Origin of the sequence: Stenotrophomonas sp. B2 (genome assembly GCF_014947095.1) — a bacterium.
In the GTDB taxonomy this organism is placed as follows: Bacteria; Pseudomonadota; Gammaproteobacteria; order Xanthomonadales; family Xanthomonadaceae; genus Stenotrophomonas; species Stenotrophomonas maltophilia_P.
Window position 1 is genome coordinate 310,134 of sequence record NZ_JADCQA010000003.1, and the last position, 23,718, is coordinate 333,851.

Sequence of the window (23,718 nt, forward strand, 5' to 3'; positions counted from 1 at the left end):
GCGCTCGCGGGGGAACGCGGCCGCTACTGCATGTACTGCGTGGTGTGGCCGGTGAATCTGACACCATCGAATCCGAAGCAGAAGCGGCCCTCTTCGAATGCCCGGTAGACGAGCAGTGCGCCGTTCACGCAGAACGTGTCGCTCTCAGCGGATGTCTCCACCGTGCCGTAGGTACGCGCGCCCTCCTTGCCCACCAATGGGCCCGAGAACGCATCGATAGGCAACGGATACACGGTGCCGTCGCGGCTGTCGATCAGCACGATGGAGCGCTGGAAGTACTCCTTGCGCTCGTCCAGCTGGGCCAGGATGTAATGCCGGTTGAAGTTCGGCACCTGGGTAAGGATGGCCTGGTCGATCTGCGCGCGATGCTGCGCATCACAGAAGTCCACCGGGCTGTATTCGTACGCGCAGCCGGAATGAGGTAAGAGCATCCTGACGCCGGCATATCGTGCGCTTCGCGCTGTAGATGCAGGCACTTCCTTCGTCTTGGTGGCCGCCCCCGTTGGCGGCACACCTGCAGCTGGGTTCTGCGATGAATTCGGCTTCCCGGTGCAAGCGGCGACCGAGAGAAGAAGGCCGAGCAGCAGCACAGGCTGCAGTCCACGCCAGACACGGGTGTTGATCTTCACCATTTCTCCGTTCCAGGCCTTCGACAAGAAGCGCGCGAACCGCCGACGTAGCCTCAGCCTTTGGCTTGTTCGGGCCATCGCCTGCCCATCTTGATCAGGCCCAATCGGGCGCACACATCAACTGCGACTTCTGCGCGTTGCCGACCTGGGGACCCAGCATCGGCCTTTCGCCGCGCCGGCTGCGCGCGTCATCGGGAAACTCAGACCCCAGCGCCATGCGGAGTCGCGCACGCGCCTGGTCCAGTGGTAGATCGATCATGATGCCGATGGGCGTGGGTGCGGTTCCCAGATGGGCAACGACCCTGTAGACCGGCAGGCCATGGAAATCGGCCTTGACGCAGAAGTGCGCCATCCCGAACTCCTCATCGCGTTCGCAGGGTTCGGGCGCGTGCAGGGCCAGGTAAGGATTCGCGGGCTGGCCTGATTCAGTGCTGAGGTACCAGCCCTTCGGCTGGCAATCCAGCAATCCGTCGAAGAGCGTTTCAGAGCTGTCCGGATCACCCGGCAACGGCGGCTCCGCCTGCGCGGCATGGGCGTCTGCCTTTGCCTCGATGGAGGCCTGCGCACGGCCGGCGGTGTCTGCCTGCTCGATATCCTGTGAGGTGGTTTGCCGGCATGCCACCAGCGGCAGCACAAGGCTGGCCAGGAGCAGCTGACGCAGCGCAGCGGGGCGCTGACGATTCACTGACCCGCTCTGATGCATGGCTCCCAGCCTCCCAGAGGTGAAGCGCCCGATTGGCGCATAAGCGCAACGGGCATTCCAGACGCTGCATCGCCTCACCCGCCCATTGCCGAGCCCAGCTGCTGGAACGCGCCGCCGATGGTGGGGATGTTCGCTGGCGGCAGCGTAGCCGGATCCCGGCACTCCTGAGCCCTCCTGCCGGCCACACTGAAGACCTCGCGATAGCGGAGGTAGCCGTAGGTATTGACGGCAGGAATATTCAGCTCCGTCCACTTCCCGATGTAGAAGCCGGCCAGCGAGTCATGCATGTAGTTGTCAAACAGCACCGTACTCACATCGGGTACCGGCGCACCGTCCAGCACAAGGTTAAGCAGAGTGCTGGTCTCGGCCGGGATTTTTGCGTAGTCGTAAGCCGCCTGGGAGGCCCGCGGCGTAGGTTCAAATACCGGTCGCCCGACCTTGCGACCCGCCTCCATGCGCTTCTGGCTTTCGTCCAGCTGCCTGCGGTAGGCCGCCATCTCCTCCTTGCCCCTGCGCAGCTTTCCAACCAGATTTGCGAAATCGCGCTGCGCATTGGCCAGATCCACCTGATCCTCGGCATCGGACTGCTTGAAGAACGGCTGTTGCAGGACGCTCTGTGGACCATTCGGCAGCCGCTTGCCCTTCCAGGCAACGTACTGCCGGCAATGTCCTGCAATCTGCTGCGTGTGCGCGCCTCCGGGGACACCGTGACCGGTCAGCCAGGCGTTGTAATCGCGGATCAGCTGCGGGTGGCAGCCGAAATGCATGGCGAGCACTGGCTGCGCCCCCAGTTCCTCGATCGTTTTCATTATCACGCCCGCCTTGACGGCCTCATGATGCATGTCGATCAACGGAATCTGCGCAAGCTTGGCGGTACCGTTCGCGGCACCGGAAACGAAGTCCTTGCCCTGGCCGCCGGGCGAGTAGCCGCCACCGACATCCGAGTGCATGCCCGGGTAAAGCACCTCCTTCCCGCTGGTCGCCAGGTCCAGCGGGAAATTGATCCGCTGCTCGTGCAGGGCGGCGAAATGCACGCTCTGGCGCGCTTCGGGGTGAATGCTCATCATGTCACCGGCGGCCCAGTCCCACTTGCCCTTCGAGACGCGGCTCATCGCAGCAACGCCGACCGACGCAACGGTATCGAAGATGCCCATGAAGTTCAGGTAGAGCGGAATGCCGGCAATGTTGTAGCCGCAACCGCTGCCCCAGGCTTCTGCCGTCTCATACAGCCGGTGCACGAACGCCCGCGCCTGTGCCGCGCCACGCGAGAAGCCGAAGACGGAAACGTGCACCGACTTGACGCGGCGCTGGTGCCCCTTGACCACGCGCTCCAACCGCTGCGCGATTGCCGTGAGCATCGCGCGTCGCGTCATGCCTTCCAGCAGTCGCGTCTCGCTCATTGAGGCGACCAATACTTTGGCTTCGTTGGGCTGGATCAGGTCACCACCGTTCAGGTACTGATGTACCGAATTGATGACCTGCAGGATGGCCCAGTGGATGCGGTCCGCACCATAACGCGCGGCGCCGCCTCCCAGCGTATCACCATCCTGGTTGGTATCGCCGACGTCGGCGAATGGCGTGCCGACGCCGGGAACGTAGATGCTGAAGAAGCCGTTGCCACGCTCCTTCAGGGCGGCGTCGTACAGGCGCGCCACATTGCTGTGACCGTTGCGGGCCAGCTGGGTCTTGGGGGAGCGCGTCTTGCCGGTTACAAAGGTCCCTTCCCACTCGCGGTTGTTGCCGGTGCCGTCGAAGTAGATGCCTACGTGCACCTGGCCCTGGCATTCGGAGCCCTTCTCGCGCATGCACGCCATGGCCCGCGCCCGCTGCTGCGCTTCGGCGCCGCTCAGCGCTCTGCGTCCATCTGCCGGCATTGGTTGCGCGCCGGTTGCCGTGCGTCCACTCATGTCCTTGTCTCCTGGATTCGCTGCTGGTCCCCGCCGGGATCGTTGTCCTTGTCACCCACGCCAAGCATTCGGATCGGATGCCCGGTGAGCGACCGGACCCCGTGATCACTTTTCAAGCGGGCGCCGAAGGTGCTCCCAGACTGGATTCTCGCCCTCGCGCAACGGCGCCTCGGGGCCGGTCAATGGATAGTCGGGATGACCGAGCACAAGATTGGTGACGAAGACCTTGATCTCGCCATTGCGCAGGAAATGGACGGCCAGGTTTCCGAGCTGGTTGTACTTCGGAATCGCAACGGTCTTCTTCTGGAACGTTTCGAGATCCGTGGTCCATTCGATCTCCACCTTCATGTCCGGCGTCCATCGATCAGGCAGCACGACGCAGCAGACAGTTCCGCCTTCCGAGTGGGAATCGGCCGACCCGCCACTGCCGCCATTCACGAGGAACTGCGCAATGTATGCATCCGTATGGTTGTAGCCGAGCACGGCCACCGGCGTGGAGGCCGTCCGTCCCTTGCAGGCCGCCAATGCCGGCAACAGGAGCAGCAACGCCAGGGCCGCCAGCAGATGGGTCCGCATCAAACGCATGATTCTTCCTTCACGTCCACGAGGGTGCAGGCTCGGCCTGCAAAGGCGAGGCGGTGTGGTCCCACAGCGGGACGCCCGTCGTCCAGACATCTTCCGGCAGCGCTGATGCCCAGTCCGCGAACGGCACCTCACAGCTCCCGGCAGGCTGCGCGAAACGCGCCTGCACGGCAGGATGGCCGCGGCACGCGCCGGAGGTGTACAACGCCAGCAACAGGTACTGCACGTGATCGTCCACCTGGTTCACACCGTGGGCGATCGTATCCTGCATAAGGTCGACGACGAACGGGTACAGCGACCGATACGGCACCCGCTTGATCTCATCGGGGATGACCCGGCGAAGCTGGGCAATGGCCACATCCGGCTCGCACGCGTCCAGCAGGCGCGTGTACTGGTCTTCGTCCAGGCGCAATGGCGGAAGCGCAGGCAGGCCGGCATCATCCATTCCGGCCAGCATCTCGGCCAGCGGCCATTCCTGCAGATCGCCGTAGCGATCGAAGTACTGCAGGCGCTGCACACCCTCCAGCAGGGCGGCACGCTGCGCAGGCAACAACAGATCCAGCAGTGCAGGCAGGATACGGGTGTCGTACCAGCGCAACAGCATCTCACGACCGCCCTTCTCGGGCACCTTCACCAGATGGAAAGCACGCAACCGCTTCGCGAGATCGTCCAGTTCCAGTGCACTCCACAGCAGGGTCACGCCCGGCCTTTGCGCTCCCATCTGCCGGATCTCCGCATCCAGCTGCGCGTGCAGGTCCCTGTCCGTCCAAGCCACCAGCAAGGGAGCAATATCCAGCAGGCCGGCCTCGGCCGTGCCTTCGAACAGCGAGCGATAGCGCGCGCCAAGACGCTCCAGCCGCTCATGGAAGTGCGACCGCTGCGCGCTGTCGATCACGGCGTAACGATTCACACCAGCACTCCCGGCGTGCCCTGGCGCATGGCGTCGAGAATGCAGCTCTTACAGCTGCTGCGCGGGAACTGGGGAAGCGGATAGCCCTGCTGCGCCGGGCCGACGAATGACTTGCTGCCCGCATGCACCTTGATCGTGCCCGGACAGGCGATGGTGATGTTGCCACCGGCAATGGTCAGGCTGGCCCCCCCGGACGTCGCCACGTGGATCGTATTGGCCGCGGCGAGTTCCACCGGCGCCTGCGCGCTGGCCCCGCGCAGAGCGCCACGCGACTGCACGCGCACCCCATCCGCCTGGGACTGGATATCGAGCATTTCAGTACCGGCCACCACATCGAGCGCGGTGGGTGCGGCCGCTGCGCCCTCAACCACGGACGCAAGCACGCCGATCGCTTGCCCCGCATGCAGACGGGTCTGCCCCATGGTAACCGTGTCGCTATGACCGCCACTGGCCAACAGCAGGCCTTCACCGCTCCCCCAGTGCACTCCCTGGCCTGCCACCTGCACCAGTCCCTGCGGTGCGGCCAGTCCAAGCAGTGGATCACCCGAATGCGGCACGCGATCCTGCCCAGCATCCGACTTGCGCTCGGTCGCACCACTCTTGCCGATATCGAATCCATCACCGCCCGTGGTGGTGCGTACGCTCGCCAGCAGCGCGGGAACCGGCGACTGATCGGGAACCAGCTCCGAGCGCTTTGGCGCGCGCGCGCCCTCCTGCATCGCCAACGGGCTGGTCAGGTGTGTACGCGCGGCCTGGGTGAAGCGCTCGCCCAGCGTCTGCAGCTGCGCAAGCAGCGCGGAAGGCTGCACCGCCTCGCCCGCAGGTGCCGTCGACCGATGCCCGTACGCCGTGAACCAGGCACCGGCCGTGGCGCGCACCGCGCCCCACGCGTCGCTGCGCAGTTCAAAACCGGTGCCACGCAGGCTGCCGACATAATTGTCTGCCTGGTGACGCAGGTGCCCCAGGGTCAGTTGTGACACCTGCTGGCTGCTGGCCAGCTGCGCGCGCAGTTGCTGGTTCGAGTCATCGAACAGCAGATGGTTGGCGCCCTGCCCGCCTTCCCACTCGCGCGAGCGGATACCCCACAGCGCACCGCCCTGACGATGCGCCTGGTCCCCCATGCCGGCAGCATGCCAGGCCGGCGCCTGGCCGCCACTGAGGTTGGCCTGCGCGCTGCCGCGCATGTCTGCAGCCTGGCCATACAGCGATACGTCGCTCTGGCCGCTTCCGCCGGCTGGCGTCGGTGCCACGCCCGCCTCGCCACGTCCGTTGTACAGGGTGCCCAGCACCAGTGGCCGATCGATATCGCCGTCGAGGAAGCCCACCAGCACTTCCTGGCCGATGCGCGGCAGGAACTGGCTGCCCACGCCGGGTCCGGCATAGCGCTGTGCCACGCGCAACCATGCGCTGTCGTTGGCTCCGCCGCCCTCGCCTTCCTGGAAGTGGAAACGCACGCGCACGCGGCCATGGCTGTCTGCGTGCAGGTCCTTGCTGGCGCCTCCGTCGCCGGCAACCACGACAGCGGTCTGGTAACCCGGCACGGTCGGGCGCGGATTCAGCCGTGCGCCACTACCGTCCTGCAGCAGCGGGCGCCACGGCAGGGTGCGATCCACCGCGTCGAAACGGTTGCCATACCCGGTTGCTTCGGCCTGCTGCCAGAGCGCAGCGTCGGCCGGATCGATCGGCGCCACGCCAAGCGCGTCATCGAGGCTTCGTCGCAGATCGGTAGGGAGATTGTTGATGCCGGCATGTTCGACGGCCACCAGCAGCAGCTCAGGCGGTGTCGCACCGGGGGCCTGCTGCAGCCGCAGCCATTGTCCGGACTGGAAGCCGCGAACCGTACCCGACCCCTGCCAGCCACGGCTGTGGGATTCGCGCGCCTGCGCCTGCAGGCGGGCCTGACGCGCACCGGCGGTACTGTCGCTGAAGGCGTAGGCACCTACCGCATCGTAGTCTTCGCGCGACGATTGGCCACCTCCGCCCTCCATCGGCGACTGTGCCACCAGTGCGCGTACCTGGCGGTAATCATCGCTCTGCAGGCTGATCGAAGTACTGGCCAGGCGCCGACGCAGGCCGATGGCCTGCACGCTGTCACTGGATTCGGTGGCGTCACTGCGATGGAACCGCACGCCTGCAGCCGCGCTGGTGGCATCTTCCGGCAGCGCGACGCTGTCGGCGAAGATCTCCATGCCATTGCCGCAGGGCGCTTCCTCATCGGCGTACAGACGCCAGCCCAGGCCTTCTTCGGCGAGCACGCGCTGCAGGAAATCCAGGTCACTCTCGCGGTACTGCACGCAGTAACTGCGCACGCGCTGGTCAAGGAAGGCGTCGACGCCCTCGGCCCAGCGCCAGCGCGCGATGCCAGCGTGCCCTGCCAGTACGGCATCGACGATCGCACGCACGCTCTGTTCCTGGAACACGCGGCTGTGCCGAGCATGCTGCAGCCACCACGTCCATGACACCAGCTGCAGCCGGTAGCGCACCAGGCCACCGTCGCTGCCCAGGCAGGAAGCGTCCGCGATCAGGCCGCTGCGCTGCCATTGACCACCATCGGCCGTCTGCGCGACCAGTGTCGCACGCGTGCCCGGCAGGGCGTCCAGCGCGATATCAGCGCGCGTGGCGAGTACATCGACATCGGTCCAGGCATGCTGGCCGAGCGCATCACCGCCGCGCCACCGCTCCACCGTGCACCCTTCCAGTGCATCGGACCGCAGTCGATACAGGCGTTGCGCGTCACCGAGCCCGGCAACCTGGGTCATCACGTAGTTCAGCTGATCCATGCCAATTCCAGTGTGAAGACGCCTGCACCTACCCGGCGGCGTCGGATTCCAGCCATCAAATCTACCAGATTGCGGTGTTCGTCAAAATCACGACGCCTCTACCGCCATGGAAGTGCGTTGTTCGTCACATAACTGACGGCATTCCGTATTCAGGCATGCCTGGACGGACCAATCCCGCGACCGCGTTCACATCGGCGGGCTAGAATCGCCCACAGTCCCCAACGAGACCCGCCATGCTGGATCAGGAAGCCCTGCTGGCCCCGATTTCGGAACACGCCCCGACCGGTGAAGACCTGTCGTTCTCGGCTGAATTCGATCGGATCATCGAAAACCGTCGTGCCGACGACCCGACCCTGGACCAGGGGGCGTGGCAGACCGACATCAAGTACGCTGACTGGAGCAGCGTGCTGCGCGATGCCACCGACCTGCTGCAGAACCGGACCAAGGACCTGCGGCTGGCAGGCTGGCTCAGCGAAGCCGCCACCCAGCTGGAAGGATTCCAGGGCCTCGCCGCTGGCTACCGGCTCACCGCCGGCCTGTGCGACCGCTACTGGGATGACGTGCATCCGCAGGCACCTGACGGCGATTTTGAAGAGCGCATCGGCAACCTGAGCTGGTTGCTGACCAACTCGCTGCAATGGCTGCGCTCCGTGCCGATTGCCGTCGCGCCGCAGGGGCGTTTCAGCCTCGCCGACTTCGAGCATGCCCATGCCCGTGCCAACAGCGGCGAAGAGGATGACGGCCGCCCTGGTCTGGACATTCTCACTGCCGCCCGCCGCGATACCCAGCACGGGTTCTACCGGCAGCTGGCCGACGACCTGCCCGACTGCAGCCAGGCCCTGGCCGAACTGCAGGCCGCGGTCGACAACCGCCTGGGGCTGGATGGCCCAAGCTTCAGCGCGGTGCGTGAGCAGCTTGAACACCTGCAGCGCACCGTGCTGCGCTTCGCACGCGAAGCCGGGGTGTTGCTCGATGGCGAAACCGAAGCCTCCTCCGACGATTTTGAAGATGCATCGTTCGGCCATGAGGCGCCCGCGACCGAAGCGGCCCCGGTGACAGCACCGCGTGGCCCTGCGGGTGCACCCGGCTCGCGCAAGGAAGCGCTGCAGCAGCTGCGCCAGGTCGCTGAGTTCTTCCGTCGGACCGAACCGCACAGCCCCGTGGCCTATCTCGCCGAGAAGGCCGCACGCTGGGGCGAGATGCCGCTGCATGTCTGGCTCAAGCGCGTCATCAAGGACCACGGCACGCTGGAACAGATGGAAGAGATGCTGGACGTCAATCCAGAAGACTGATCTGCCTGCGGATCACGCTCGTGCGGGGATCGGGTCTGGCCCGATCCCCGTCATGTTTACTGGATCTTGAACTCGATGCGCCGATTGCGTGCGCGGCCATCGTTGCTGGTGTTGTCCGCCACCGGCTCGTCCGGTCCCTTGCCGACGACATCCATGTGGCTGCCCGGAATGCCCTTGGACACCATGTAGTTCTTCACCGACAGCGCACGCGCGTGGCTGAGCGCCAGGTTCGATTCGCGCTGCCCGACATTGTCGGTATGGCCGATGATCAGGAAACGGCTGTCCGGCATCTGCGCCATCTTGGCGACCATCTCGTCGAGGATGCTCATGCCGAACGGGGTCAGACGCGCACTGCCACTCTGGAATTCGATGATGCGGTTGGCCAGCGTCTGGTCCAGCACGTTCTGCTGCGAGCCGACCTTCAGCGCGTTGGTCACGGTGTAACTGGTATTGCTGGCCAGACTCAGGTCGCTGGCCACCTGCTGCCGCAGCGCTTCGTTGCCGACCTCACCGGTGATCCGCACTGCCTGTCCGTTCACTTCCAGCTTGCCGGGCGACACCCGCTTCAAGCCGGGATTGATCATGCCCGCCACGTAATCGCCCCAGTTCGGCGGGGTCGCGATCGTCTCGACCTGGATGCGGTCGACCACGCGCTCGGCGCCATACACGGCACGCAGATTGTTCAGCAGCTTGGCCTTGGTCGCCTGGTCAGGCACCACGCCTTCGATCACCACCGGTCGTTCGGTGGCAGCCTGTGCCGCAGCAGGCGCGTTCTGCGCGGCCAGCGGCACGGCTGCGAGCAGCAGCGGCAACGCAAGGGAGAGAGGGTTGCACAAGCGCATCATCAGGTTCCCAGGAAAGTCTCGCCGAACAGCTTGCGTGCGGTGGCCAGGGCCAGATCGTCACGGTCGAGGAAGCTGCCGAAGCGGTTGAGGTTGTAATCGCCGCGCAGATAGTCGTCCACCCATTCCGAATGCTGGATCCGGATCAGGAAGTCGCCGGCTTCCGCCGGGTCCAGCACCGCACGCAGCACCTGGCGGTCGGCGCCGTTGAAACCGACGATCATGCTCGGCGCAGCGTCGTTGCGGATCAGCACCGCCAGTTCGAAATCGCCGCGGGAGACGAAGCTGGACAGCAGATCCAGCCAGAATGCCGCCACCAGTGGGCGATAGGCCGGGTCACGGACCAGCGGAAACACCAGCGCCTTGTCGATGTTGACATCGCCCCCGCTGAGCACCGGCTGCAGCAGCAGGCCCAGTGCCGGCAGCACCTGTCGCAGCGCCACCTCGCCGTGACCGGAATCGCGCAGGCGCGACTCGAGGTCTGCCACCGAGGTGCTCTCCAGGAAGTCCTGGAAGCTGCCGTTGTAGTCACCGGGATCGGTGCTGATGCTGAAACGTGCGTCCGCCAGCTGCGCCAGCGCCTGCGCCGCGTCGCTTTCCTGGTAGGCCTGGCGTGCCAGGCGGGCCAGTCCGGACCAGGCGTTGGACATCGCCAGCGGGCTGCGGCCGATGAACGGCAACGGTTCCGGCGCATCCAGGCGCAGCGCGGACAGCAGCGGGAAGCGGCGTTCGGAGGAATCGCGGCTGGCCAGGAAGTGCCCGCACAGCACCATCTTGCTGCGAGAACCCAGGAAAGCGTAGTGGATCTCCGGTGCCTCGTCGTAGCGCTGCTTCCAGTCCGGGCTCTGGCTCAGCAGTTCCAGGCTCTCGCCTGCCCACCGGTCCAGCCAGCCCAGCAGCTGGTGATTGTCGGCCGCACGGACGAAATCACCGCGCGAGGGCACCTTGCCGAAGTACGAAACTCCGGCACTGACGACGCGGCTCATTGCGCACCTCCCGTGGTCTGCGCCGCAGCAGGCGCGGTGGCCGCCGGCGCGGGCGCGGCAGGGGTACCACCGGCCACCCGCTCGGGAAGCTGCAGGCCGCGCTGCCAGTCGCCACCACCCTCGCTGCCGCTGCCGGCCCGGCGGACGATGCGCATTTCCACCGTCACGGCCACACCATTGCCGTTCCAGGTGATACGGCTGGAATCATCCAGGCGCTCGTACTCGCCTTCGGCCATCAGGCGGTTGAAGCCGTTCGCGCCCGGTGCACTGAATACCTCCACGGTACGACCGTCGCCGGTCACCGCCGTGATCTTCACGCCCGGCACCTGCCCCGCGTTCGGGTACTGCATGGTGGTCCATTGCGGCGGGGTATTGCGATAACGAAGCACCTGGCCATCGATCTCGATGCTGTACTCCAGCGCGCCGGCAGCCGGCGACGGCAGGATCTCGAAGATCGTGGTGTCCTGCGCCGCGCCGGCGGCAGAGCCGCTCACCCAGTTGCCATAGTTGGCAACCAGCTCAGCCGACAGGTTCACACCCTGCCCTGCCCAGCGGCGGGTCTCCAGCAGCGGACCGCGCTGGATCACCAGCGTGCCGAGCGCGTCCTTGTTGAAGGCGGCAATGCTGCCACTGGCACCGAAGATGCCGGCGATGTCGCTCGGCGCGGCATCCACATCCGAGTTGAGGTTGAACGGGTACTGCTGCCCGATGCGTGCCTTGAACGGGTCGTAGACCTGCGCCTTCCAGGTCTTGTTGACCTCATCTTCGGTCGGCGGGATCAGGGCGCTGAAGGTCTGGGTCAACGGGCGCAGCAGCAGCGGGCGCAGGGCTTCACGCTGCTTCTCGTCCAGCCCGGTCAGTACCTGCTCGTCGACCAGCGCCAGGCCCGCGCTCAGTTCGGAGCCTTCATTGCTGAAGGTGTCCTGCATCAGCTTGCGGGTGCCCACGCCGATTTCGCCCTGGCTCTTGATGGCATTCAGGCGCGCACGCAGTTTGCCCAGTGTCTCGAAGTAGGCCGTGATCACTGCCGGCTGATCGCCGCGCTCACTGGTGAGCCGCGCGATGCCTTCGAACGCCTTGCCGATCGGACCCACCGGCTGCGCGGCGGCCGTCGCTGCCGGGTCCTTGCGCAGGATGGTGCGCTGGAACCAGGCCACGAAGCCCTTGCGCGCCTTGCTCGAACGCGCCTGCGCCGGCGGGTTGTCCCATACCGTCTCCTCGTTGATGCGCTCCAGCAGAACACGGAGCGGCGAGTTGCCAGGATCACCCAGCTTGTTGATGCGGGCCACCGCCTCGTCGAACGTACTGAACTCGGCCACGCTCAGGCCCTGCACGAACTTGCTCCACTCGCGCGCGTAGTCGTTCTTGTACAGGGTCACCAGCTCGCGCGAGACATGCTCGGGGCTGCCGGCCAGCGACAGATCGCTCTGCTCGGTGGTACCCAGCACCCAGTCGGTGGTGCTCAGCTGGGTATTGGCCGCTTCCTTGATCGCATCCTTTACGTACTCTTCCCACGCCTTGCGCGAGAACGCACCGGAAATCGCATAGCTGCCGTTGATCAGGCGCCCGTTGCGCTCCACACCCACCAGGCTGTCGACGGTGGTGGTTCCGAAGCGGGCGCCGGCACGTGCCTTGATCTGCGCGTACACGCGCTCCATCGCCGGCTGCCCCTTCATCACCTGCCCCAGCGCCTGACGCGTGTCGGACACCAGCGTGACCTTGTTCTGTATCTGCGGCCAGCTGGGCTGGCCCGCCTGCGCCACATAGAAGGTCATCAGCTTCTCGGCCGCGCGGACCATCTCCTCACGGCTCATCTGGCCGCGGTTGGCCTCCAGCCAGGTGCGCCAGAACAGGGTCAGCTGCTGCGACAGGTGAGCGCCTTCGACGTACTTCGGGTTACCCAGCATCAGGTAGGTCTTCAGTGCGTTGTACGCATCGTTGGTACTGGTCGGCGATGCGTTCTGATACAGCACCTCGCTCTCGGCAGCAGCGCTGCCGCCCTGGCCGAGCTTGTCGCGCTCGGCGACCACCTGGCCGAGATAGTTCTCCAGATTGGAGACGGTCGGCGCCAGCATCACCTGCTGCATGCCGTGGTTGTACTCACGCAGCAGCTTCTCGCGGATCGCGGTGCCCTGGTACAGGCCCAGATGGGTGGTGATGCCGCCCTCCTTGCCATAACGGTCCAGCTGCTCCATGCGATCCTGCAGCAGAAGCAAGGCATCGATACGCGACTTCAGGTCCATGCGGTCCTTCTGCACGCGCACGGCCTGATCCAGGTCCTTGGTGGCATTGGCCACCAGCTGGGCATTGGTGGTGTACGACCAGGTCCACAGGCCCAGCGCCAGCGCCAGCACACCCACCGCGCCCAGGAACACGCCATAGCGCAGCCGGTTCTGGTGCGGGCTGGAATACTGCCGGACCAGTTCCTTGTCGGCGAAGATCACCTTGCGGAACAGGTCCTTGAGGAAGAACGCGGTATGGCCGGTCGGCGCCTCATCGACATTGGACCCGCGCTCCAGGTTGAACTGGCGGCCGACGCGTTCGGACGCGTGATGCACCGAACGGCCTTCCTGCAGTGCGCTGGAGAAGTAGAAGCCACGGAACACCGGCTTGAACTGGTAGGGGTTGTCCTCGAACAGCGTAGCGATGAAGGTGCGCAGCGCCGGCTTGATGCCGACGAACTCCAGCGGCAACGACAGCAGCCCAGGCGAGACTTCACGGCCACGCTGCATCGCCATGTGGGTCAGGCTCATTTCCTTGATGCCTTCGGCCAGCTCGTCGAAATGGCTGTCGAATGCCGCCAGCGCGTCGCCCTGCTGATGCACGTCGAACGGCAGCGTCGCACCCCACACATGCTCGCGCTCGCCGGGATCGAGGTTGCGGAAGAACTCGCTGAAACCGGCGATGAGGTCGGCCTTGGTGAACAGCACATACACCGGCGCGAACACTTCCAGCCGCTCGGTGATTTCCTGCACGCGCTGGCGCAGGTTCTTGGCCAGCTCGATCGCGAACTCCGGCTTGCTGCCGGACAGCTCGGCCAGGCTGGCGGCGATGATCACGCCGTTGATCGGTGCGCGCGGGCGGTTCTTCTTCAGCAGGCCGAGGAAGGTCAGCCACTCCATGCGGTCCTCGACGCTGACCGAGTAGCGGCCAGCGGTGTCGAGCACGATACCGTTGGTGGTGAAGTACCAGTCGCAGTTGCGGGTACCACCGATGCCCTGCACCACGTTGCCGCGGTTGTCCTCGAACGGGAACTGCAGGCCGGAATTGAGGATGGCCGTACTCTTGCCCGCAGCCGGATTGCCGATGATCACGTACCACGGCAGCTCGTACAGCGCGGCGTTGCCCTTCAGCACGCCCATCCGCGAGGACTTGATCTGCTTGACCGCGTCCATCATGCGCGTGCGCAGCGCCTCGGTATCGGCACGCTGGGCGGGTTGAGCGGTGGCTACCGCCTTGTCCGCCTCATCCTTGACCATCGCCTCCACGCGCTTGGCCGCGCGACGGGCCAGGATCCGCTTCACGATCCAGACCAGCAGCGCCAGCACCAGCAGGCCGGCCAGGACGATGGCCACCCAGATGCCGATCTGCCGTGCTTCGGCCTCACCGTAGTGGGCCAGCGCAGCGGCACCGACCAGGCCGAGCACCATCCAGAGACGGTAGTCGCGCAGGTAGTAGCTGAAATTGCTCAAACTCATGCAGGGATCCAGGAAGTCAGGGGGCCGACGGCGCATCGGCCGCCTGCGTCGGGGAAGGAAGAGGGTCGACCAGGCCGAACAGTCGCTGCTGGTTGTCGGCCACGCCGAGCAACAGCACCGGCTCGGCCTGGCGGTCAAGCTGTGCGCGGGCCAGTGCCAGCTGCGCCAACGGCAGCACCGGGCCCAGTTCGCCTGCGCTGATCGCCAGCGCCAGGCTCTGCGGACTGAAGTCCAGGTCGGGAGCCAGCGACGCCGTGATGGCGGCGGCATCGACCATCAGATCGCCCCGGTGATCGGCATCATGCAGCACGAACTGGGCCTGTGCGCCCTCCAGGCCCAGCGTCTGCCGCCACTGCGCAGCGAGCGTCGCCAGCTGACGGCGCTGTTCGGCCGGCCGGGTTGCCTCGATCTGCTCGGCGCGTACCAGTTGCGGGCGCCACAGCCGCGCGTCGCCTTCATGGGCAACGCCCCGGCTCGCCAGCAGGACGCCGGCAGCACCCTCGCCCGGTATGCGGCCATCCGGATTCTGTGCGGTTGCCAGCACACCGGAGGACTGCCATGAGGAAACGATTGCGGCATCAATCGAAGAAGACGCGGACACCAGCAGGTGCCAGCGTGGCTCGCCCTGATCCAGTGCGTCGATCACCCGTTGCAGGTGCGGCCACACCTCGCGTGCGCCGTCCAGCGAGGTGACCCGGACATCGAAGCGGCGCGCATCGATGCCTGCCATCCGCGCCTGCTCCAGCAGCCATGTCTGCACCCAGGGGCGCAGCGCATCGGACCAGCTGCCCGGCACCAGCAGCTCGACGCTCAGTACGTTCTCCACGCGCTGTTCGTCGCGACGCCGCAGACCGGCCACCACCACTTCCTCGGAAGCCATGATTTCCGGCAGCGCCGCGGATGCTGCCTCCAGCAGTTCCTCCAGCACCGGCTGCAGCAGGGCAAGCGCACGCCGTTCGTGGGCTGCGGTGTCGATGCCGTCCTGACGGGCCTGCAGCACCAGGAACTCATCGAGGTCCTGCGCCGCGCTCATGCGCACCGGCAGGTTGTAGTTGTCGCGGAAGCGGCCATCGAGCGTCGGACGCGGCGGCGCAGCGGCAGCAGCCAGCCATGATTGGGCATCCAGATCCACACCCAGCCTGAGGCCACCGGCAATCAACGCCACCGATGGCGGCACCATCGCCTTCGTCGCGACGGCTTCGCCTTTGCCCTTGGTCGGCTCCCCATCGTTGGCCGCAGCCTTGTCCAGCGCCGCATCGACGCCACGGCGCGCGGCGCCACGCAGCATGAAGCCGGCACCGCTCAGGCCGACGGGCAGCAGGCCCAGGTAGGCCAGCATCTGCATGCCGGTCGGTACCGTGCCGCTGTTGCGCCAGTAGAGAATCGTCGCGCCCCAGGTGGCGACGAAGATCATCACCACCGAAGCTGCTTTGCCCAGCCATCCTGCCATCAGTTGCCCTGCTCCATGCGCTGCTCCTGTCGACCGCGCAGGTCAACGCAGACCGGTCATGGCCTGTGAAGCGACCAGCGTCGCTCCACACGCGGTGCGGTCGCCGTCGCGCGCCACCGGCTGACCGTCGATGAGCACTGTCGCGTCGCCACTGACAATGGTGGTGGCGCCGTGCACGGCGCACAACGCACGATCACCGACGCGCGCCACCGGCCTGCCATTGATGTCGGTCTGTCCGGTGCCCGCCACCACGGTCCCTCCGTGGCTGAGCGGGTCACCGACGACGATAAACGGTCGTGCCATCCATCATGCTCCTTGATCCATGTGTGACCCGGCGTTCCATCGCCCCCCGGTTCCCCCGACGACGCAGGCCATCGGCGTAACCATACCAGTACCGCCGTGCGGTTATCACCCTTGACGGGACAGTTCCTCGCGCTTTGCTACCCGGGCGGCGCGGCAGCGGTCCGTCATTTCCACGTGAACATAGTCCTTGATGCTCCGCCAGTTTCCGCCCCAGTCCAGGCCCGCCTGTTCAGCCAGCTCGCCGTACAGGAAGTACCCACGCCGGGTCCACGGATCTTCCATGTCCCATTGCAGCTTGCCATCGCGGATGGGTGCGCTGTCCACGCCCAGCCCATACTGGTGGCAGCTCTGCCAGGCACCGGCCCGGGTCGCCTTGCCACCGGCCATCAGTTCGGCCTGCCGCTGCGGACTGCGATAGCCTTCGATCAGCACCATTTCGTAACCGTACTGGCGTCGCATGACCTCATAGATGGCCAGCACGCGCTGCTGCAGATCGGGATCGATCTGACCCCATTTGCGATCAGCCGTGACGATTTCAGGCCGCAGACGACGCACTTCGGCAGTGGTGAACACCTCCGGCGGCGGCGGCGGTGGCGGCGTCAGCCGCTCCCCGCGTAGCAGCTGGGCGACCATCGAACTCGATTCCGCCAGATCATCGCCCCTGAAATCCTCCAGCACCACGGTCTGCCGCGTGACGAATATCACAATTGGAGGAATCAGCAGCAACGCTGCGGCGACAACCAGAATGAGCCAGTGGCGCCGCAGTGCGCCGTGCACGGCTCCGACCTCTTCACGAACCCCACTGCGCACGCGGGTGGCGCCGTGGCCGACCCGGTCACCGACCTGCCCCGCCCGACGACGGAATCCGCCCAGACGCTTCGCGATCGCCTGACGCAGCGATTCGACCGTCTCGGGGAACAACAGTACCCAGCACACGCCAGCCACCAACAGTACGACGGCAATGGCAGCAACCACGATTGGCAACACCGGTCCTCCCTGACACGCGATCTGGTTGACGCCCCAACCGCTTTCACTAAGAATGCGCAAATTCGCTTCGGCAGTTGCCGACTCAAACCAAGGGCTGGATGCACTTGAATAATGGCGGAATCAATCGGCCAAGTCTGCTCTCAGGGGGAGCGCAGGCAAAGGGCCAGGCCCCGAATTCGGGCCGTATTCTGGCAGACATGGAGGGCCGGCAGGCAACCGCGTCGCCACGTGCCGCACGCGCGCCGTCCAGCGGCAAACGCCGTACGGTCCTGTGGCTGGCATTGACCAGTGCCGTGGTCGTCATCGCCGGGCTGACCGCCTGGGGTCTGTCCGGTAGTAATGACTACAGCGACCCGTCCGAGTATTCACTGACACCCGACACCGGCCATGTGACCGGGCACCCGGACGCCCCGTCGGTGGCACCGGGTGAAGGTGCCGCGATGATCGTCGATGCGCCCGCTTCTCCGACTGAGCCGGCGCTGCCGGCCACCACCGGGAGCCCACCCGCGCCTGCCGCTGACGCGGCAACCGCTGCTGCGGGCGCTGCCGCAACCACCGGCACCGCTGCAACGACGCGGGCACGGGGCGCCCAGCCGGGTGAACGCAGCAGTCGCGCCGCCGGTACCGCAGGCAAGGGCGATGAAAATCTGCTCGGCACCCTGCTCGGCATCATCAAGGAAGAGGACAAGGCCAAGGCAAAAGCCAAGGCCCAGCCTCAGAGCATGGATGATCTGATCGCCCAGATCGAAGCAGACCAGCGCAAACGCGCCGAAGACGAGCGCGCCGCGTTTGAGCGCGTGGCCAGCAAGAAGTCCGCCTCGACCGAATCCAACATCCAGGCGCAGCTGCGCAGCTGCCCCAGCCCCACCTCACTGAAAGGCGTGGACTGCCGGCGCAGGATCTGTGCGGCGGTAAGCGGCAAGGATCCGGCCTGCCCGGCGATGTGATTCTGAGCCCTGCCTGCTGACGCAGGCAGGGAGCTGCCGCAGAGGCCCCCTCAGAGCGGACGCCGATCAGGCTCGAACTGCGCCATCACCTCGGGTTCCACGAGCCGAAGAGGATCGTTGGCATCGATCGCACACTCGTCTTCCACCCACTGTGGCCACACGGGCGCGCGGCAGGATCGAAGGACCAGCCATCTGCACAACACCAAGGGCAGCAGCAAGGGCATTAGGATGAAGCGCGCGGCCAGCAGGCTGGGACCGAGACTGGCCACCACGAACAGGTAGCAGTTGCGCCATGACGGCGTCACGGACAGATTCATCTGGCGACCCTCGATGGTATCGACCACCTCTGCCGGCCCCTGCTCCATGTAGCGGCGAATGAACTCCCAGATGCCGCGGATCTTCTGTTCGTCATCGAAGTAGTGGCCCACCGCGAAGGTGCGCTTGATCACCCGATCCTCGAGGATGCTGCAGCGCAGGTCGCGCAGGAACTCCTGGCTGGTCCCCTGCCCGATGTAGAACACGGCCTCATCCCATGGGACGGATACAGCGCCCTCTTCCCCACCCGTGAAGAAGTAGACCGTCCGGTTGCGCCGGTTGAACCGTGTCGGATACCAGACATAGGTGAAGAACTCGTAGCGCAGCCTCGTGTGCCAGAACAGCACCGGGGCACCGACCACGCACACGCCGACCATGGCGTACATCACCCAGTCCCAGAAGTCGCCTTCCAGGTTCGGGATCACCAGCGTGAAAAGCAGGAAGAAACCGAACAGGAACAGGGCCAGCGTCCCCAGCAGGACCATGGTGGTCGAGACCATTCCGCGCAGGCGGAACCTTCGGTCGATCAGATCGATGTAGGTCGAGTTGAAATGAACCAACGACGCACGTTCGTCAGGTGCGACCTCCTCGGCGATCCGAGGATCGAAACGCGAGGCGCTCTCCTGCGCCGAGAGAAAGCGATCCGTCGGGAAACTGCGCATCCAGCCGCTGTACATCAATCCGCCTCACTCAGTGCCTTCAAGCCTTCTGTCTCCTGCTGGAGACCCTCGAATTTCTTGCTCTTGTGCTTTCCGAAATAGCAGGCATCAAGCCACTTCTGTATCTTCGTCGGCTTGAAGTAGCCGACAATCAACGTGATGATCGCGACCACCAGGCCGATGATCAAGCCGACGAAGGCGAAGGTAGTGAACAGCAGGATGGCGGCGATGATGCTGGCCAGACCAAGGCCAATCATGCAGATGCCATAACCTCGCGAAAGACCGATGTCCTGATAGCCGTCGATGATGTTCAGCGTGCCGCCAATGAATCCCGCCGCGGCGCCAAGGAACTTTCCAAGCCCTCCCAGCAGCCCCGCCCTTGTGCTCAGCTGTCCGGAAAGTGCCCGCAACCTGATGCCGTGGGTGCCAACCCACCAGGGGTGCTTCTTCGCCACACCTGCGCTCAGCTCCATCAGACCGCCAGTCAATCCCGCGACGCCACCTGCGAAGTTGACGATCTTGACGTCCTTCTCTTCCTGCTTCGCCTTCTTCATCTCATCCCACGCTCGCCCGAGGCTGAAGGCGGTAAAGATGTTCGAGACGACGCCGGCCTTGAAATCAAGATCGAAAACCCGCCTGACATTTCGTTGCAGCAGCGCATCGAACTCCTCGTGCCGCACGATCACCGACTGGGAAATGTGCGCATCGAGCTGTGCACCCCGCAACTGGGTCAGGCGCTGTGCTTCGCCCTCGTCAACGAACATGAGGGCCTGATACGGATAGCGCCGCCCCTGCGCATCCTGGATTCCATCAAGCGATGCGCGCACGGCGCTGCGGTACTGCTGTTCGTTTCCGCCGGAAATGCTTGCCAGCGCGGAGGCCACCATTCGGGTCGCCTGCTTGCGGGTCGCCTCCGTGCGCAGGTCGATCAACCTCAATCGCCGGTTCGGATCCTCCGTCTTGGCGAGCGCCCCCAGCAGAGAGATGATGCGTCGCTCGGGCAGTTTTGCCGCCACCCAGCCCACCGCACCGTTGCCGAATCCATTCAGTCTCGAGACCACCGGGCCGCTGATCTGGAACGCGTACTTGGCGATGGCATTCATCGCCACCTCCATCCACTTTCCGCCAACCGGCGCAGGGCCACCAGCCATCGCCGCCTTGTAGCCATCACTGGTCAGCACGGAATTGAACACGCCCCAGATCTTCTCGGACGCATCCGCCCAGCTGACGCCATCCTTCTTCATGGCCCCCTCCTTGGTAGCCGCTGCCCACCCCTTGATGATCTCCTCCTGATTGGCTGCCAGGGCACGCACCTCGACGGAGCCTGGCTTCTCAGGGTCATCACCAAGGCGATCCATCAGGAACCGGGTAACGCTGGCGCGTGCCGTGGCATCGGTGATGACCAGCATCACCTTGTGGACATAGGCCACGCCGCTGTCGATGTTCCGCCTGTCGAAGTTGTAGATGAAGTGATTTCTGTAAAGATCCGACTTCATCCACGAGAGATACGCAGCATCGAGCGGCTCGATGGTTGCCTTCTCGAATGCGGAGAGCTCTGCGGGGTACTCAACCTCGATGTAGTTCTTCTTCTTGGCATTGTCGAACAGTTCGATATGGTCGCTATTCCAGGCTTCCGTGCCGAGACGATCAGCTTCTTCCTCGGTAATGTAACCCGCGTACTCCATTTTCTCGCCCGGGTTCCGTCCGCGGTAGACCGCGCTTGAGTGCGCGGGAAACCATGTTCCGAAAATTCCCGCCACAGTCGAGCGTGTCTCGCTCGTGCGCTGGACAACGTTGTGCCGCACCGCCATGGCGAGCGCATCAATCGCCTGCGCGCTTTCCCGCTTCCAGCGGCGCAGCGGTTCGTTGGTCCATGCATGGGTCCGTCGGATGATCTGGGCATTCAAGTCCATCGCAATGCCTATTGGATCCTCAAGCGCAACCATTGCGACCGGAATATCCTTTCCGGCCTGCCTGGCGGCCTCAAGCAGCTGGGGAACTTTCCCCACCGCACTGATGAAGGGACTCAATGAGTCGGCGAACGCTGGTGACGTGTTCTGTTGCACGGCGTTGAGCCCGAGCGGCCAGGCAAAGTTGATCGGCTGCATCATCCGCTCGAACAGATCCCCGCCTACCTTGAACTCCGCAACACTGGCGTGATTCGCGGCAAGGGTCGCGGCATGCGACTGCGTTGCTGCGCCTTTGGACTCGCACCAGGCGGCACCATCGAACACGCGCATGTTCGCCTGTCTCACTGCAGGCTTGTCCATGTGCTCCTTCAGCACGGCAGGGGTCCAGGGCGTATCGCAGAACGCCAGCCAGATGTTGCCGACCTTGCCAGGCAGGTGCGCATCAGGAATGGGTATGCAGCGCGCCATCTCGGATGTCGCTCGGCGACCGCATGGCGCATTATCCAGTGCTTCCAGGCTCGGAGGCTGCGACGCGTGCACGTCGAACTCGGAAAGATAGCCCTTGGCATCTACCAGGTAGCCCTTCCACCCCTTGGCACCCAGTCGCTCGTTGAACACATACAGGTATCCCTCGCGCATTGTTCTCAGGGTGTATTGCGCAAGCGCTCCAGGCAGCGGCACCGCGCTTCCACCACTGGCGAAACTTCCAGCGAGCTTCGGGGCCTGCGCCCAGCCATTGACGTCCGCCCTCGCGACTGCATAACGCAATGGCATGAGCAGCAGGCCTTTCCGGTCACAGGCGGGGCAGTGCTTGGTCAGGTCTTCACAGGGGGAAAGCGCCTTCGCCTTCCCCTGGCCTGCACCCTTGTTGGTTTTGGCAGCAACCTTCTCGTTGTCCCAATGCCCATTGGGGTCTGTCGCGACGAACCTGTAGGTGGATTTCCAGGACTCCTTTCGTCCCGCCGGGCGCTCACGGTTACCCCAAAGATAGATCTGTCGGCCATCACTCGTGCTGTAACACTCACAGGTGACCAGACCTCGCTCGGCGAAGTACTTGAGCGTGGTCCGTCCCTCGGCATCCGGTTCGGAGACGATATACCAACCTGGCTTGAAGTCAGACATCTCTCACTCCTTTGATTTCATTTTCCGACCAGTGCCGCCCGGAAGGGCGTTCGGCCTGGGCTGCTGGATTCGTGGCGCGTGCGAGCGCGAACAGGTCCAGATCGACGGTACCGCCGACGTAGGTCGCGCCATTCTCGCGAACGTCGCGCAGGCAGCGTTGCATTTCCGGGTGTGCGAACAGCACCTCTCCATGGATCACATGGTCCACGGCGAATGCCTGCTGGTCCTCCGGCACTACAAGCGCTTCCAGTTCGATCGCTCTTCGCAAGGCCACGTCGGCGCGCTCGTGGAGATCTGGATGGGCCGCCATCTGCGGGGCGGCGCGCACCACATCGAGCGCAACACGGTTCACCAGTTCTATCCTGAAGACTGCATCCCACTGACGCTCTGTCCAGCCCTGGCCAGGCTGTCCTGCTTCCGCTGGGCGGTCGATGCTTCCCCAACGATTGAGGTCGGGATCGCGCCACCACCATACGCTGATGGGTCCCATCAGATCACGCAGCTGGAGGGAGTCAAGGATGCGGGGAAAATGCATGAATACACGCGGATCGTGGAGCCGGAGCCAATAGCGCGTACTACCGGGCTTGCGTCTCAGCATTACCGAGCGCAGGTGCGCGGCTACCCGTTCTCCTGACTCACTGCTCCCAAGCAATGCCAGCAACCCACGCAGTTCTCCCTCCACATGAAGATGTTCCAGCTCGTCCAGCAGAGCAAGGCGCAGTGCTGCATCCACGCCATCGAGCACGACCAGATGCGGGCAGACACCGGCAGGCAAAGCAAGTCCCGACGGTTCCAGGCTGTGGCACTGGAACCGGGCCAGGAGTGGGATCAGGCCAAGTGTGGATTCACTGATGATCGCAATGGGGTGTTCGAGAAAGTGCCTATGCGAAAAACTCATGGCATCAGCCCACTCCCACGACAGCCGCACCCGTGCGCTCGGCATTTGCCGCCTTGGTCGGGCACAGGGCGAGCTTCCCTTCGTTCTTCGACGCCTCACCGGGCACACTCGCCGGCCCCAGCCAGTCGCGCTGGCTCGCCTTGAATTCCACCTTGCCCGGTGCGCCCAGTTCGATGTTGTCGCCCTCGATCCGGATGTAGGCCCCGGCCGCCGTCGCCAGCAGATGCTTGCTCGGCGCCGACAGCTGCACGTCCGCTTCGGTACTGGCGATGCGCACCTGCGTCTTGGCGGCCACGATCGCCTGGTTCTTGTGCGCACGCGCACTCACCTTGCCCTGTGCAGCATGCAGCGCGATGCCGCGCTCCTGGTTCGGGCTCTCGCCGCTGGGTTCCATGCCGGCGGTGTACAGCACCAGCCCGCCGGCCACGGCCATCGTCAGTGAGCCCTGGGTCATCCAGTTCAGCGCCACGCCGCTGGCCAGCGTGGTATGCGTGCCGCTGACCCACACCTGGTCGGCCGGGGTCAGGCTCAGCACGCCGGCCACGCCACTGCCCAGCAGGACAGGCGCACTCCAGCCCGGCGCTTCGCCGTCGCCACCGGCGATGCTGCCCGCCGCGCTGCCACTGTGGGTCGCGCGCAGGGTCTCCTGCAGTTCGGTCAGCGTCGTGTCCACCGGCAGTTCGGCCGCCTCGCCAGGCAGCTGCGCCTGCTGCTTGCCTGCCGACTCGGCCAGCTGCTGCAGCAGCTGCTGGCTTTCCTGCAACTGGCTCAGTGCCTGCGGCGCCGCCAGCTGCGGCG

The 23,718-nt window shown here is 65.1% G+C and carries 18 protein-coding genes; 2 read left to right on the forward strand and 16 right to left on the reverse strand.

The window, feature by feature from the left end; translation table 11 throughout:
• Positions 1 to 23 precede the first annotated feature (23 nt).
• The 6 genes from IMX13_RS05080 to IMX13_RS05105 form a co-directional block, all read right to left on the reverse strand.
• Complete coding sequence (locus IMX13_RS05080; RefSeq protein WP_319637169.1) at positions 24 to 632, reverse strand: hypothetical protein; 609 nt, start codon at positions 630 to 632, stop codon at positions 24 to 26.
• 91 nt (positions 633 to 723) lie between these two features.
• A complete protein-coding gene (locus IMX13_RS05085) occupies positions 724 to 1,263 on the reverse strand; it encodes a hypothetical protein (protein ID WP_154582360.1) in 540 nt (179 codons plus the stop codon).
• Between the two features lie 143 nt (positions 1,264 to 1,406).
• Positions 1,407 to 2,987 (reverse strand): DUF2235 domain-containing protein, encoded by a 1,581-nt coding sequence (locus IMX13_RS05090; RefSeq protein ID WP_343238001.1) that lies wholly within the window; start codon positions 2,985 to 2,987, stop codon positions 1,407 to 1,409.
• A gap of 357 nt (positions 2,988 to 3,344) precedes the next feature.
• The gene (locus IMX13_RS05095) at positions 3,345 to 3,824 is read right to left on the reverse strand and encodes a DUF3304 domain-containing protein (protein ID WP_227255287.1); all 480 of its coding nucleotides are present in this window, start codon (positions 3,822 to 3,824) and stop codon (positions 3,345 to 3,347) included.
• A 10-nt stretch (positions 3,825 to 3,834) separates the two neighbouring features.
• Positions 3,835 to 4,731: a DUF4123 domain-containing protein gene (locus IMX13_RS05100; protein ID WP_053518389.1), complete on the reverse strand. Its 897-nt coding sequence runs from the start codon at positions 4,729 to 4,731 to the stop codon at positions 3,835 to 3,837.
• Positions 4,728 to 7,511 (reverse strand): type VI secretion system Vgr family protein, encoded by a 2,784-nt coding sequence (locus IMX13_RS05105; RefSeq protein ID WP_227255288.1) that lies wholly within the window; start codon positions 7,509 to 7,511, stop codon positions 4,728 to 4,730. The genes IMX13_RS05100 and IMX13_RS05105 overlap by 4 nt, the downstream gene beginning before the upstream one ends.
• Before the next feature lie 233 nt (positions 7,512 to 7,744).
• Here IMX13_RS05105 and tssA point away from each other — a divergent pair, with 233 nt between their 5' ends.
• On the forward strand, positions 7,745 to 8,803 hold the full coding sequence (gene tssA / locus IMX13_RS05110; RefSeq protein WP_193395927.1) for a type VI secretion system protein TssA: 1,059 nt from the start codon (positions 7,745 to 7,747) through the stop codon (positions 8,801 to 8,803).
• Between the two features lie 56 nt (positions 8,804 to 8,859).
• Here the strand turns inward: tssA and IMX13_RS05115 are convergent, their stop codons facing one another.
• The 6 genes from IMX13_RS05115 to IMX13_RS05140 form a co-directional block, all read right to left on the reverse strand.
• Positions 8,860 to 9,645, reverse strand: a complete 786-nt coding sequence (locus IMX13_RS05115) for an OmpA family protein (RefSeq protein ID WP_111185953.1) — start codon at positions 9,643 to 9,645, stop codon at positions 8,860 to 8,862.
• A gap of 2 nt (positions 9,646 to 9,647) precedes the next feature.
• On the reverse strand, positions 9,648 to 10,631 hold the full coding sequence (gene tagF / locus IMX13_RS05120; RefSeq protein WP_053518394.1) for a type VI secretion system-associated protein TagF: 984 nt from the start codon (positions 10,629 to 10,631) through the stop codon (positions 9,648 to 9,650).
• Positions 10,628 to 14,329 (reverse strand): type VI secretion system membrane subunit TssM, encoded by a 3,702-nt coding sequence (gene tssM, locus IMX13_RS05125; protein ID WP_193395928.1) that lies wholly within the window; start codon positions 14,327 to 14,329, stop codon positions 10,628 to 10,630. The genes tagF and tssM overlap by 4 nt, the downstream gene beginning before the upstream one ends.
• Positions 14,330 to 14,345: 16 nt before the next feature.
• A complete protein-coding gene (locus IMX13_RS05130) occupies positions 14,346 to 15,779 on the reverse strand; it encodes a hypothetical protein (RefSeq protein WP_193395929.1) in 1,434 nt (477 codons plus the stop codon).
• Positions 15,780 to 15,821: 42 nt separating this feature from the next.
• Complete coding sequence (locus IMX13_RS05135) at positions 15,822 to 16,082, reverse strand: PAAR domain-containing protein (protein ID WP_053518398.1); 261 nt, start codon at positions 16,080 to 16,082, stop codon at positions 15,822 to 15,824.
• 105 nt (positions 16,083 to 16,187) lie between these two features.
• Positions 16,188 to 17,129: a M15 family metallopeptidase gene (locus IMX13_RS05140; protein WP_227255289.1), complete on the reverse strand. Its 942-nt coding sequence runs from the start codon at positions 17,127 to 17,129 to the stop codon at positions 16,188 to 16,190.
• A 137-nt stretch (positions 17,130 to 17,266) separates the two neighbouring features.
• Here IMX13_RS05140 and IMX13_RS05145 point away from each other — a divergent pair, with 137 nt between their 5' ends.
• On the forward strand, positions 17,267 to 18,016 hold the full coding sequence (locus tag IMX13_RS05145; protein ID WP_193395930.1) for a hypothetical protein: 750 nt from the start codon (positions 17,267 to 17,269) through the stop codon (positions 18,014 to 18,016).
• A 50-nt stretch (positions 18,017 to 18,066) separates the two neighbouring features.
• Here the strand turns inward: IMX13_RS05145 and IMX13_RS05150 are convergent, their stop codons facing one another.
• The 4 genes from IMX13_RS05150 to IMX13_RS05165 form a co-directional block, all read right to left on the reverse strand.
• Positions 18,067 to 19,008, reverse strand: a complete 942-nt coding sequence (locus IMX13_RS05150; RefSeq protein ID WP_193395931.1) for a DUF6708 domain-containing protein — start codon at positions 19,006 to 19,008, stop codon at positions 18,067 to 18,069.
• Entirely contained in the window at positions 19,008 to 22,022 is a 3,015-nt protein-coding gene (locus IMX13_RS05155) for a DUF3784 domain-containing protein (RefSeq protein ID WP_193395932.1), read from the reverse strand. Before IMX13_RS05155 ends, IMX13_RS05150 begins: the two co-directional genes overlap by 1 nt.
• Positions 22,015 to 22,920 (reverse strand): DUF4123 domain-containing protein, encoded by a 906-nt coding sequence (locus IMX13_RS05160; RefSeq protein WP_193395933.1) that lies wholly within the window; start codon positions 22,918 to 22,920, stop codon positions 22,015 to 22,017. The genes IMX13_RS05155 and IMX13_RS05160 overlap by 8 nt, the downstream gene beginning before the upstream one ends.
• A gap of 4 nt (positions 22,921 to 22,924) precedes the next feature.
• The coding region (locus IMX13_RS05165; protein WP_227255290.1) for a DUF2345 domain-containing protein at positions 22,925 to 23,718 on the reverse strand (794 nt) is incomplete at its 5' end.